This window comes from Janthinobacterium sp. EB271-G4-3-2 (assembly GCF_020858035.1).
GTDB classification, from domain to species: domain Bacteria; phylum Pseudomonadota; class Gammaproteobacteria; order Burkholderiales; family Burkholderiaceae_D; genus Janthinobacterium; species Janthinobacterium aestuarii.
Genome location: NZ_JACYMG010000001.1, coordinates 1,001,905 through 1,013,479 on the forward strand (window position 1 = coordinate 1,001,905; position 11,575 = coordinate 1,013,479).

Here is an 11,575-nt window from a genome sequence, read left to right on the forward strand (position 1 = left end):
GACATCTGCCTTGCGATGGATAGGGTCGTAATACGATCAGTGCTGGCCGATCTTCATGATTTTCAGCGCGTTCGTGCCGCCGACCTTGCCCATCGGCTCGCCCCAGGTCAGCACGACGGTGTCGCCCTTGGCCACGACTTTATGTTCCACCAGCAAATCTTCCGCCTGCTGCAAGACCTTGTCGCGGTCCGTGCCGGACGTCAGTTCCAGGGTGCTGACGTTGCGGTACAGGGCCAGCTTGCGGCGCGTGCCCACGCTCGGGGTCAGCGCGACAATAGGAATGTCGATGTTGCAGCGGCTCATCCACAGGGCTGTGGAGCCCGATTCCGTCAGGGTGGCGATGGCTTTTACGCGCAAATGGTGGGCCGTAAACAAGGCGCCGTAGGCGATCGACTGGTCGATGCGCGAGAACGTGGCGTTGAGGAAATCGGCATCGAGCTTGCAGGTATCCCACTTTTCCGCGTCCAGGCAGATGGCTGCCATCGCTTCCACCGTTTCGATCGGGTAGCGTCCCGAGGCCGTTTCCGCCGACGTCATGACGGCGTCCGTGCCGTCGAGCACGGCATTCGCCACGTCCGACACTTCCGCGCGGGTCGGCACGGCGTTGACGATCATCGATTCCATCATCTGCGTGGCCGTGATCGCCAGCTTGTTCGATGCGCGCGCCATCTTGATCATGCGTTTCTGCAAGGCGGGCACGGCCGCATTGCCCACTTCCACGGCCAGGTCGCCACGCGCCACCATGATGCCGTCGGAAGCGTCAAGAATTTCCTGCAGCGCTGGAATGGCTTCCGCGCGCTCGATCTTGGCGATCATCATCGGCTTATGGTCCCACGCTTCGCCGGCGATATTGGCCAGCTGGCGCGCCATGACCATGTCGGTGGCGTTTTTCGGGAAGGACACGGCCACGTAATCGGCCTGGAAGCTCATCGCCGTTTTCACGTCTTCCATGTCTTTCGCCGTCAGCGCGGGCGCCGACAAGCCGCCGCCCTGGCGGTTGATGCCCTTGTTGTTCGACAACTCCCCGCCAATCTTGACGGTGGTGTGGATTTCGCTGCCGACGACTTTGTCGACCGTCAGCACGATGAGGCCGTCATTCAGCAGCAGCACGTCGGCAGCGCGCAAGTCGCGCGGCAATTCCTTGTAGTCGAGGCCGCAGCGCTCGAGGTTGCCCAGTTCGCCGTTCTCGCCCCATTTCGCGTCGAGGATGAACTTGGCGCCGTTTTCCAGGAAAATCTTGCCTTCTTCAAACTTGCCGACGCGAATTTTCGGGCCTTGCAAGTCGGCCATGATGGCCACTTCGCGGCCGCACAGGGCTGCCGCTTCGCGCACCATGCGGGCGCGGTCGATATGGTCTTGCGCCTTGCCATGCGAAAAGTTCAGGCGCACGACGTCGACGCCGGCCTTGAACATGCGGACCAGGGTATCGATATCGTTCGAAGCGGGGCCGATGGTGGAAACGATCTTGGTGGCGCGTTGCTGTACTTGCATGGTCATGGTGTGCTGCTTTCTAAAATAAGTTGCTACAAGGGCCGGCCTTGTGGGCCGGCCGTCCTGGTGCGCTGGATCAGCGGTACTACGTTCTTACTTGGCCGCCATCAGGGCGACCGTCGTATCGAGCATGCGGTTCGAGAAGCCCCACTCGTTGTCGTACCACGACGACACTTTCACGAGGCGGCCCGAGACCTTGGTCAAGGTCGAATCGAAGTTCGACGAGGCCGGGTTGTGGTTGAAATCGATGGAAACCAGTGGTTCCGTCTGGTACGTCAGGATGCCTTTCAGCGCGCCCTCCGACGCCGTTTTCAGCAAGGCATTCACCTCTTCCACCGTCGTATCGCGCTTGGCGATAAAGGACAGGTCGACCAGCGAGACGTTAATCGTCGGCACACGGATGGCAAAGCCGTCCAGCTTGCCATTCAATTCAGGCAAGACCAGGCCCACGGCGGCAGCCGCGCCCGTCTTGGTGGGAATCATCGAATGGGTGGCCGAACGGGCGCGGCGCAAGTCTTCATGCATCACGTCGGACAGCACCTGGTCGTTCGTGTAGGCGTGCACGGTGGTCATCAAGCCCGATTCGATGCCGATGGCGTCGTTGAGAGGTTTTACTAATGGCGCCAGGCAATTCGTCGTGCACGAGGCATTCGAGATGACCGTGTCCGTGGCTTTCAGCACCTGCTGGTTGACGCCGAACACGATGGTGGCGTCCACGTCCTTGCCGCCCGGCGCGGAAATGATGACTTTCTTTGCTCCGCCCTTCAGGTGGGCCGCGGCCTTTTCCTTGGTCGTGAAGAAACCCGTGCATTCGAGCACCACGTCGACACCGAGTTCGCCCCACGGAATCAGGGCCGGGTCGCGCTGCGCGAAGACGCGGATGCGGTCGCCATTGACGAGCATATTGTCGCCGTCGATGGTGACGACGCCGGGAAACTTGCCGTGCACCGTGTCGTAGCGCGTCAAATGCGCATTCGACTTGGCGTCGCCCAGGTCGTTGATGGCGACGATCTCGATATCCTGTTGCTTGCCGCCTTCATAAAACGCGCGCAAGACGTTGCGGCCGATACGGCCATAGCCATTGATGGCAACTTTGATGGTCATGCTGTCTCCTTGATGTTTTCTACTGAGTTCGTAAAGCCAACCCAAGTGCAAAGCTGGGGTCAGACCCGGCGGGTCTGACCCCGGAATTTCGGCAACTTTGCCCTAAAAGTTAACCGCTGTTGCGCAAACCCGCCGCAATGCCATTGATCGACAAATGAATCCCCGTGCGCGCCGCCGCATCCTGCTTGCCCTCGCGGAAGCGTTTCAACAACTCCACTTGCACGTGATTGAGCGGATCGATATACGGGAAACGGTTGCGTATCGAACGCTGCATCAGCGGATTGGCTTGCTGTAACTCTTCCTGGCCCGTGATCAGTTTCAAGGCGTCCAAGGTGGCCGCGTATTCGGCGCGGATGCGCGTGAAGATGGCGTCGCGCAAGGCCTTGTCCTTGACCAGTTCCGCATACTTGCCGGCAATGGCGATGTCGCTCTTGGCCAGCACCATATCCATGTTCGACAGCAAGGACGTAAAGAATGGCCAGTCCGTGTACATGCCGCGCAGCACGTCCGCGCCATCGGCGGGATGGGCGGCCAGGTAGGCTTGCACGGCGGAACCGAAACCGAACCAGCCCGGCAGCATCAAGCGGCATTGCGCCCAGCTCAACACCCAGGGAATGGCGCGCAAGTCCTCGATGGACGTGGATTTCTTGCGCGAAGCGGGACGGCTGCCGATGTTCAGTGCGGCAATCTCGGCAATCACCGTCGATTCCCAGAAATACTGCTCGAAGCCCTCCGTGCCGTAGACCAGGTCGCGGTAGGCGTTCAGGGCCGTGCCGGACAGCTCTTCCATCGCGGCCAAATGGCCGGCGCCGGCCGAAGCCTTCGGTTGCAGCTGTGCCTGCGGCAGCAGGGTCGACTGGATGGTGGCGGCCACCAGCACTTCCAGGTTGCGGCGCCCCACTTCCGGGTTCGCATACTTGGCCGTGATGACTTCGCCCTGCTCCGTCAGGCGGATCTGGCCCTGCACGGCGCCTGCCGGCTGGGCCAGGATGGCTTCATAGCTGGGTCCGCCGCCGCGTCCCACGGAACCGCCGCGGCCGTGGAACAAACGCAGCTTGATCTGATACTCCTTGAACACCGTCACCAGCTCGATCTCGGCCTTGTAGAGTTCCCAGCCGGAGGTCAGGAAGCCGCCGTCCTTGTTGCTGTCCGAATAGCCAAGCATGACTTCCTGCTGGTCCGCGCGCGAGGCCAGCAAGCCCCGGTAGAACGGCAAGCCGAAGGCGCGCGCCATGATGGCGGGGCCGGCGCGCAAGTCGTCAATGGTTTCAAACAGCGGGATGATGTTGACGTCCGCTTCGCGGCTGTCCTGGCGCAGCAAGCCCACTTCTTTCAGCAGCAGGGCCACTTCCAGCAAGTCCGACACGCTGGCCGCCTTCGAGATGATGCAGTTCGGCACAGATTCCTTGCCGTATTTGACGTGGGCTGCGCGCACGGCGCGGAAGATGTCGAGTTCGGAAGTCGTTTCTTCCGAATACTGCGCATACGGCGACGTCAGCAGGCGTGGCGATTCCAGTTCGGCCAGCAGCAGGCTGATGCGCTGCTCTTCGTCGAGGTCCAGGTAGACGAGGCCCGGCTGGGCGCCCGCGAACAGCTCGCCCACGACGCGCTCATGCACGTCGGAATTCTGGCGCAAGTCCAGCGGCGCCAGCGAAAAGCCGAAGACCTTGACGGCGCGGCGCAGCTGGCGCAGCCGGCCACGGGCCAGCGCGCGCAAGCCGTTGCTGACGAGCGAATGCTGGACCACGTCCAGGTCGGCCAGCAGTTCGGCAGCCGCAGCGTAGGGCTGTACGCCGTCGGCTTGCTTGCCCTTGCCCGATAGCACGACGCGCGTGGCATCGAGGCGCGCATGGATGCCGTGCAGGGCGCGGCGGTACGGCTCGTCCACGCGGTGCGGCGAGGCATCGGCCGAGCCTTCGGCCAGCGCGCGCAGCGGCTCGCTGCACGCGTTCAGTATTTGCGCCAGCGACAGTTGCGAAGCGAGCTTGCGCAATTCGCCGAGGTAAAAGTCGAGCACCTTGTCGGCCTGCGTTTGCAGGGTGCTGCGCAGGATGTCGGCCGTGACGAAGGGGTTGCCGTCGCGGTCGCCGCCTATCCAGCTGCCGACCTTCATGAAATTCGGCAATTCCGTATCTTCCCAGCGGGCATCGCGCTGGGCCAGCATGGTTTCCAGTGAAGAATACAATTTCGGCAATTCGCGCAAAATCGTGTGGTCGTAGAACGACAGGCCATTGGCCACTTCATCCATGACGGACAGCTTGCTCGTACGCAGCAAACGGGTCTGCCACAGGGTGACGATGCCGCGGCCCAGCGCTTCTTCGTTTTGCTCGGCTTCTTCCGGCGTCATCTGCACACGGTCGCGCTCGCTCAACAGGCGGGCGATGGCCATCTGGCAATTCTGGATACTCTTGCGCTGCACTTCCGTCGGATGCGCCGTGAAGACGGGGCTGACGAACGCATCTTCAAAGAAGGTTTCCAATGCATCGGCCTTGCCCGCGTCAAACACATTGCCGACGGCATGGCTGAGGCTACCCTGGCGCGGCGGCGAACCGGCGATCAAATGGGCGCGCGTGCGGCGGATGTGATGCTGGTCTTCCGCAATATTGGCCAGCAGCGAGAAATAGCTGAAAGCGCGCGTCAATTGCGTGGTTTCTTCCTGCGACAGCGCTTGCAGCGCGTCCGACAGCTGCGCGCGCGCCGCTTGATCATTGTCGCGGCGGAAACGGATGGCCAGCTGGCGCACATGTTCGATGCGCTCGAAGGCAGGGTCGCCCAGGTGGTTGCGGATGGCATCGCCCAGCAGACGGCCCAGCTGGCGGATATCGCTGCTCAGCAGCTCGTCTTTCACTTCATTCATTTGCATGGTATGTATTTCCTGGGGCGGCCACGGCGGCACCGCACAGATTGCGTAGTTCGCGCTTCCCGGCCCGGGAAACGCCCATCGTCGAATTTGTAGTAAATTTACCTTATTGCTTCACCATCCTCTTGATTTCCATCAAAAAAAATCCTACTCAAAGGGCCAACAAGGGCTTGCGAGCTATTTACCAGGGCAACAATATGAAAATTTACTACGCATTTAAGCGAAAGGCAATCAACTTTTGTCTTTCGAGGATGAAAAGTGACGGCGCAACACACACGGCCGGCGCTCTCCTGTATGCTGCGGATGAAACAAGGATGTAATCCACATCTTATGAACGAAGCCCATGCGACTGACTGCCTATACCGACTACACCCTGCGCACCCTGATGTACCTGGGCGTGCACCGCGACCGCCTCGTCACCATCCAGGACATCGCCGACCTGCATGCCATCTCGAAAAATCATTTGATGAAGGTGGTGCACCAGCTGGGCCTGTCCGGCATCGTGGAAACGGTGCGCGGGCGCAATGGCGGCCTGCGCCTGGCGCGCGATCCGGCCGAGATCAATATCGGCACCGTCGTGCGCGAGACGGAAAACGATTTTTTCATGGCGGAATGTTTTAACAAGGAAAACAATACCTGCCCGCTGACACCCGATTGCCTGCTGAAGGCCAAGCTGGGCCAGGCCACGGCCGCCTTCCTTGCCGTGCTCGACACGGTGACCCTGGCGTCGATACTCGAAGCGACGCCGGGCGCGCCGGCGCTGGCGGCCGGCGTGATTCCCTTGCGCGTGGCAAAGTAAGCGCGCCAAAAACAACAATGCCCGGCGAACCGGGCATTGTTTCCTGCAGCGACTATCTAAAACATCAATGCGCGCTGGCGCCTGCCGCGCCGATACCCGTCTCCGAACGCATTTGCTGCGCTTCGTAGCCGGCGCGGTCGATGCGCGCGCGGGGGCTCTTGTCGAGCACCGAGAACAGCCAGATGCCGACAAAGCCGGCCGTCATCGAGAACAGCGCCGGCGAGGCGTAAGGGAACAGCGCTTCGCCATGGCCGAGCACGTCGACCCACACGGACTTCGACACCACCGTCAGCGCGACGGCCGTGGTCAAACCGAGGAAGCCGCCGATGGTGGCGCCCCGCGTCGTGCAATCCTTCCACAGCACCGACATGAACAGCACGGGGAAGTTGGCCGAGGCGGCAATGGCGAATGCCAGCGACACCATGAAGGCGATGTTCTGCTTTTCAAAGGCGATGCCCAGCACCACGGCGATGATGCCCAACACGATCGTCGTCACGCGCGACACTTTCAATTCGTTGGCGCCCGTGGCCTTGCCCTTCTTGATGACGGTGGCATACAGATCGTGCGACACGGCCGACGCGCCCGACAGGGTCAAGCCCGCCACGACGGCCAGAATCGTGGCGAACGCGACCGCCGACATGAAGCCGAGGAAGACGTTGCCGCCCACGGCCTTGGCCAGGTGCACGGCCGCCATGTTGTTACCGCCCAGCAGCTTGCCCGCAGCATCCTTGAACTCTGGATTGGTGCTCACCAGCACGATGGCGCCAAAGCCGATGATGAAGGTCAGGATGTAGAAATAAGCGATCCAGGTGGTGGCCCAGAACACGGATTTGCGCGCTTCCTTGGCGCTCGGCACCGTGAAGAAACGCATGAGGATGTGCGGCAGGCCGGCCGTGCCGAACATCAGCGCCATGCCGAAGGAGATGGCCGAGATCGGGTCCTTGATGAAGGAACCGGGGCCCATGATGGCTTCCTTGGTGGCATGCACGTCGACCGACTTGGCGAACAGCGCTTCCGGGCTGAAGTTGAATTGCGCCAGCACGGCAACGGCCATGAAGGTGGCGCCGCCCAGCAGCATCACGGCCTTGATGATCTGCACCCAGGTGGTAGCCGTCATGCCGCCGAACAGCACGTAGATCATCATCAAGGTACCGACCAGGACGACGGCGATCCAGTACTCGAGGCCGAACAGCAGCTTGATCAATTGGCCCGCGCCCACCATCTGCGCGATCAGGTAGAACGCCACGACGACGAGGGTGCCGGACGCGGAAAAGATGCGGATCGGCGCCTGCTTGAAGCGGTAGGCGGCCACGTCGGCAAAGGTGAAGCGGCCCAGATTGCGCAGGCGCTCGGCCATCAAAAAGGTGATGACGGGCCAGCCGACGAGAAAGCCGATGGCGTAGATCAGGCCATCGTAGCCGTTCAGGAAGACGGCGGCGGAAATGCCGAGGAATGAGGCGGCCGACATATAGTCGCCCGCGATGGCCAGGCCGTTCTGGAAGCCCGTGATGCCGCCGCCGGCCGTGTAGAAATCGGAAGCCGACTTGGTCTTCGCGGCCGCCCACTTGGTGACGAACAGGGTGAAAATGACGAAGGCGGCGAACATGATGATCGCCGTCCAGTTGGTCGGCTGCTTGACTGCCTGGCCCAGGTCGGCGCCGGCCGCAAACGCGGCGTTGCTGGCACCCAGCAAGGCCAGGATGCTCAGGCAAGACATGCCGCGCAGCGCATGCTTGGCGGCGCTCATGCTTGCACCCGTGCCTGGATGGCGTTGCTCAGGTCGTCGAATTGCTTGTTGGCGCGGCGCACATAGATGCCGGTGACGAGTACGGTAAACACGATGACGAACAGGCCGATCGGCATGCCCCAGGTCATCACGCCGGCGCCCGTTTTCGTGGCAAGAAATTCCTTGTTGAAGGCGATGAGCAGGATGTAGCCGTAGTACACGAGCATCATCAGGCCCGTCAGCGCCCAGCCGAAGCGGGAACGCACCTTGACCAGCTGATGATAGCTGGGGTCACTCTTGATTTTTTGAACCAGATCGTCATGCATTGTGTTGCCTCCTGTTATGTAAAAGCGTGCTCTTTTGTGCGAGCTTGGATTCACAGTACAGCGCGAGGCTTACCCGCCCCTTACGGCGGCGTTTTTTCGCGCGGGGGCAACACAAGGCAGGAAGAAAAATCAGTTCAAGGCGGCAGCCGGTCCGAAGAACTCATGGTGCGTCTGCTGTTCCGGCACGCCCAGCTCGCGCAAGTATTGCTTGACGGCCCGCATGAATGGCTGCGGTCCCAGGAAATAGGCATCGACGTCGCGCGAGGCGGGCAGCCAGTTATTCAGCTGCTCTTTATCGAGCAAGCCCACGGCGTCCGGCGCATCCTGTTCGCCAGCGTGTTCCGCGTAGCAGTAATAGCGCCGCAGCTGCGGGTGCTGCGCGGCCAGTTCGTCGATCTGCGCGCGAAACGCATGCACGCCGTGGCTGCGCGCCGCGTGGATGAAGTGCACTGGACGCTTGCCGCGCAGGGCGGCCGTCAGCATGGCCAGGGTCGGCGTGATGCCGACGCCGCCGCTGATCAGCACCAGCGGCTTGTCGCTGTCTTTCAGCACGAAGTCGCCCGATGGCGGCGTCAGCTGCACCGTGTCGCCCGCCTGCACGTGGTCGTGGAAATAGTTCGACACCTTGCCGCCCGCTTCGCGCTTGACGCTGATGCGGTAGGTCTGGCCATTGCTGGCGGCGGACAACGAGTACTGGCGGCGCATGGGCACGCCGTCGACGGTGGCCACCACGCCGATGTACTGGCCCGGCGCAAAGTCGAGCACGGCCTGGCCATCGGCGGGCGCCAGCAGGAAGGACGTGATCTCGCCGCTTTCCACCGTCTTGCTGCGCACGGTAAAGTCGCGCGCGCCGCTCCAGCCGCCCGGCGCGGCGGCCTGCGCCTTGTAGATGCGCCCTTCTTCGCCGGCCAGGATGTCGGCCAGCTGGCCGTAGGCCGCGCCCCAGGCGTCGATGACGGCGTCGCTGGCCACCTCTGCGCCCAGCACTTCGCGGATCGCCTGCAGCAGGCTGGCGCCCACCAGCGGATAGTGCTCGGCGCGGATCTGCAGGGCCACGTGCTTGTTGACGATGGTGGCCACCAGGTCGCCCAGCGCGGCCAGTTGATCGATATGTTTGGCATACATCAGCACGCCATTGGCCAGCGCGCGCTGCTGGTCGCCGCTGTGCTGGTGCGCCTGGTTAAAGTACGGCAGCACTTCGGGATGGTCGCGGAACAGGTTCTTGTAGAAGTGGCGCGTCAGCGCTTCGCCGCCCTGCTCGAGGATGGGCACGGTGGCCGTGATGATGGCGCGTTGTTGTGGGGTCAGCATGTAAAACTCCTGTGTGGATATGGGTAAGCGGTGTCAGGCCAGCGTCTCTACAGCTGGATATAACTCATGATCTTCGCGGCGCATGCGCTGGAACAGCGCATGCAGCACGGTATTGGCTTCGCTGCGGAAGGCGTCCGGTTCCGCTTCCAGGCGCACGGGCGTATTCCAGCGGCCGGCGAAATCGAGGTAGGCGCCGGCGATGCCGTGCATCTCGTTTTCGTACTGGCGCCCCAGCTGGGCCACTTTGGCCACGCCGGACGCCTGCGCGGCCGGATACAGGTAGCGCTGCTCGACGGCCAGGTGCAGCTTGATCAAGCCGCTCATGGCGATGATCTGTTCGGCAATCGCCTGCGCCTGCGCGGCGACACCGCCGCGCGCAAGCTGGCGCAAGTCGTCGATGGCGGCCAGGATGGCCAGGTGCTGCTGTTTGAATTTGTCGATATTCATGGCGTGTTTCTCTTGTTGAGTGTTGCCAGTGTAGCGGAATCCCCTTAAACATGCAAACAACATACATCTTTAAGCAAGCCATGTTTCCTGCAGGAATCTGAATCGACATGCGCCACTATGTGCGGCACAGAACACAAGCTAAGGCCACGTCTGCCTATAATTTATCCATCACAGCGCGGGCCCGTTTGCGGCCGTGCCGCACCCTCCACTCCAGCCAAGGATGAGCATGAAAAACAAAACGGGCATGGGCCAGGCGCAGCAACTGGCCGGCATCATCAACGAACACCACACGGAACTGCTGGACGGCTGGATGGCCGGCCTGATCGCCCGCCTGGTGCGGCGCGACAAGATCGCCGAAAACGAGCTGCGCCAGCAGGCGTCGCAATTCCTGCCGCTGCTGGCGGGCGCGCTGGAAAGCGGCGACTCGTTCGACATCGAAGGCGGCGCCTGGGACGACACGCGCCAGCTGCTCGCGGAAATATCGCAGTCGCGCGTGCGCCAGGGCTATTCGCCGATCGACACGGCCAGCTTCATGTTCTCCCTGAAGGAACCGCTGTTCGCCTACCTGCGCAAGGCGATCACGGCGCAGCCGGAGCAGCTCGGTGACGCCATCGTCAGCACCAGCAAATTGTTCGACGAACTGGGCCTGCTGACCATCGCCATCTACCAGAAGGCGCGCGAACAGGTGATATTGCGCCAGCAGCAGGAATTGCTGGAACTGTCGACGCCCGTGGTGCAGCTGTGGCAAAACGTGCTGGCCCTGCCCCTGATCGGCACGCTCGACAGCGCCCGCACGCAGGTGGTGATGGAGAGCCTGCTGCAAAAGATCGTCGACACGGGCGCCCTGATCGCCATCATCGACATCACGGGCGTGCCCACCGTCGACACCCTGGTGGCGCAGCACCTGCTGAAGACGATCGCCGCGGCGCGCCTGATGGGCGCCGACTGCATCATCAGCGGCATCCGCCCGCAGATCGCGCAAACCATCGTGCACCTGGGCGTCAACCTGGAAGACGTGATGACCAAGGCCACCCTGGCCGACGCCTTCGTCGTGGCCCTGAAACGCACGGGTTCCAGCATCACCTACCAGCAGCAACAACACTGAGGCGCCTATGGAAAGAATCCCCATTTTACGCATGGGCCGGCTGCTGCTGGTGACGATACAGGTGGACATGCATGACCGCCTGGCGATGACCCTGCAGGACGACCTGACCACCCGCATCGTGACGGACCGCGCCACGGGCGTGCTGATCGACATTTCCGCGCTCGACATCGTCGACTCCTTCATCGGCCGCATGATCAGCAACACGGCGGCGATGGCGAAAATCCTCGACGCGCGCACCGTCGTCGTCGGCATGCAGCCGGCCGTCGCCATCACCCTGGTGGAACTGGGGCTGACCCTGGAAGGCGTGAGCACGGCGCTCAACGTGGAGCTGGGCATCAAGCTGCTGGAACGGAGCGGCGCATGCGCATGACGGAGGCGCCGTGCTAGGCGCGCAGGCACAGGAGCG

Annotated in this window: 10 protein-coding genes; 3 read left to right on the top strand and 7 right to left on the bottom strand. The window is 62.3% G+C overall.

The window, feature by feature from the left end:
- Nucleotides 1-36: 36 nt before the first annotated feature.
- The 3 genes from pyk to ppc form a co-directional block, all read right to left on the bottom strand.
- Entirely contained in the window at nt 37-1,491 is a 1,455-nt protein-coding gene (gene pyk / locus IGS55_RS04375; protein WP_035827421.1) for a pyruvate kinase, read from the bottom strand.
- A 93-nt stretch (nt 1,492-1,584) separates the two neighbouring features.
- Nucleotides 1,585-2,595, bottom strand: a complete 1,011-nt coding sequence (gap, locus tag IGS55_RS04380) for a type I glyceraldehyde-3-phosphate dehydrogenase (protein WP_230518528.1) — start codon at nt 2,593-2,595, stop codon at nt 1,585-1,587.
- Nucleotides 2,596-2,704: 109 nt separating this feature from the next.
- Nucleotides 2,705-5,458 carry a phosphoenolpyruvate carboxylase gene (gene ppc, locus IGS55_RS04385; RefSeq protein ID WP_230518529.1) on the bottom strand — a complete coding sequence of 918 codons (2,754 nt, stop codon included), beginning with the start codon at nt 5,456-5,458 and terminating at the stop codon, nt 2,705-2,707.
- Nucleotides 5,459-5,798: 340 nt separating this feature from the next.
- Between ppc and IGS55_RS04390 the strand changes: the two genes are divergently transcribed.
- Entirely contained in the window at nt 5,799-6,254 is a 456-nt protein-coding gene (locus tag IGS55_RS04390) for an RrF2 family transcriptional regulator (RefSeq protein WP_070291511.1), read from the top strand.
- A gap of 64 nt (nt 6,255-6,318) precedes the next feature.
- Here IGS55_RS04390 and IGS55_RS04395 read toward each other — a convergent pair whose 3' ends face one another.
- The 4 genes from IGS55_RS04395 to IGS55_RS04410 form a co-directional block, all read right to left on the bottom strand.
- Nucleotides 6,319-8,001, bottom strand: a complete 1,683-nt coding sequence (locus IGS55_RS04395) for a cation acetate symporter (RefSeq protein WP_230518530.1) — start codon at nt 7,999-8,001, stop codon at nt 6,319-6,321.
- Nucleotides 7,998-8,306, bottom strand: coding sequence for a DUF485 domain-containing protein (locus tag IGS55_RS04400; RefSeq protein ID WP_034755744.1), 309 nt, complete (start codon nt 8,304-8,306; stop codon nt 7,998-8,000). Before IGS55_RS04400 ends, IGS55_RS04395 begins: the two co-directional genes overlap by 4 nt.
- Before the next feature lie 129 nt (nt 8,307-8,435).
- Nucleotides 8,436-9,617, bottom strand: coding sequence for an NO-inducible flavohemoprotein (gene hmpA / locus IGS55_RS04405; RefSeq protein WP_230518531.1), 1,182 nt, complete (start codon nt 9,615-9,617; stop codon nt 8,436-8,438).
- A 33-nt stretch (nt 9,618-9,650) separates the two neighbouring features.
- A complete protein-coding gene (locus tag IGS55_RS04410; protein WP_034755737.1) occupies nt 9,651-10,064 on the bottom strand; it encodes a hemerythrin domain-containing protein in 414 nt (137 codons plus the stop codon).
- Nucleotides 10,065-10,290: 226 nt separating this feature from the next.
- Between IGS55_RS04410 and IGS55_RS04415 the strand changes: the two genes are divergently transcribed.
- Together IGS55_RS04415 and IGS55_RS04420 are read left to right on the top strand one after the other, a co-directional pair.
- Nucleotides 10,291-11,169 (top strand): STAS domain-containing protein, encoded by an 879-nt coding sequence (locus tag IGS55_RS04415; RefSeq protein WP_230518532.1) that lies wholly within the window; start codon nt 10,291-10,293, stop codon nt 11,167-11,169.
- Between the two features lie 7 nt (nt 11,170-11,176).
- A complete protein-coding gene (locus IGS55_RS04420) occupies nt 11,177-11,539 on the top strand; it encodes an STAS domain-containing protein (RefSeq protein ID WP_230518533.1) in 363 nt (120 codons plus the stop codon).
- Nucleotides 11,540-11,575 lie beyond the last annotated feature (36 nt).

Excerpts from the sequence above, each read along its gene's own strand:
- pyk (WP_035827421.1), bottom strand. The coding sequence starts at position 1,491 with ATGCAAGTACAGCAACGCGCCACCAAGATCGTTTCCACCATCGGCCCC.
- gap (WP_230518528.1), bottom strand. The coding sequence starts at position 2,595 with ATGACCATCAAAGTTGCCATCAATGGCTATGGCCGTATCGGCCGCAAC.
- ppc (WP_230518529.1), bottom strand. The coding sequence starts at position 5,458 with ATGCAAATGAATGAAGTGAAAGACGAGCTGCTGAGCAGCGATATCCGC.
- IGS55_RS04390 (WP_070291511.1), top strand. The coding sequence starts at position 5,799 with ATGCGACTGACTGCCTATACCGACTACACCCTGCGCACCCTGATGTAC.
- IGS55_RS04395 (WP_230518530.1), bottom strand. The coding sequence starts at position 8,001 with ATGAGCGCCGCCAAGCATGCGCTGCGCGGCATGTCTTGCCTGAGCATC.
- IGS55_RS04400 (WP_034755744.1), bottom strand. The coding sequence starts at position 8,306 with ATGCATGACGATCTGGTTCAAAAAATCAAGAGTGACCCCAGCTATCAT.
- hmpA (WP_230518531.1), bottom strand. The coding sequence starts at position 9,617 with ATGCTGACCCCACAACAACGCGCCATCATCACGGCCACCGTGCCCATC.
- IGS55_RS04410 (WP_034755737.1), bottom strand. The coding sequence starts at position 10,064 with ATGAATATCGACAAATTCAAACAGCAGCACCTGGCCATCCTGGCCGCC.
- IGS55_RS04415 (WP_230518532.1), top strand. The coding sequence starts at position 10,291 with ATGAAAAACAAAACGGGCATGGGCCAGGCGCAGCAACTGGCCGGCATC.
- IGS55_RS04420 (WP_230518533.1), top strand. The coding sequence starts at position 11,177 with ATGGAAAGAATCCCCATTTTACGCATGGGCCGGCTGCTGCTGGTGACG.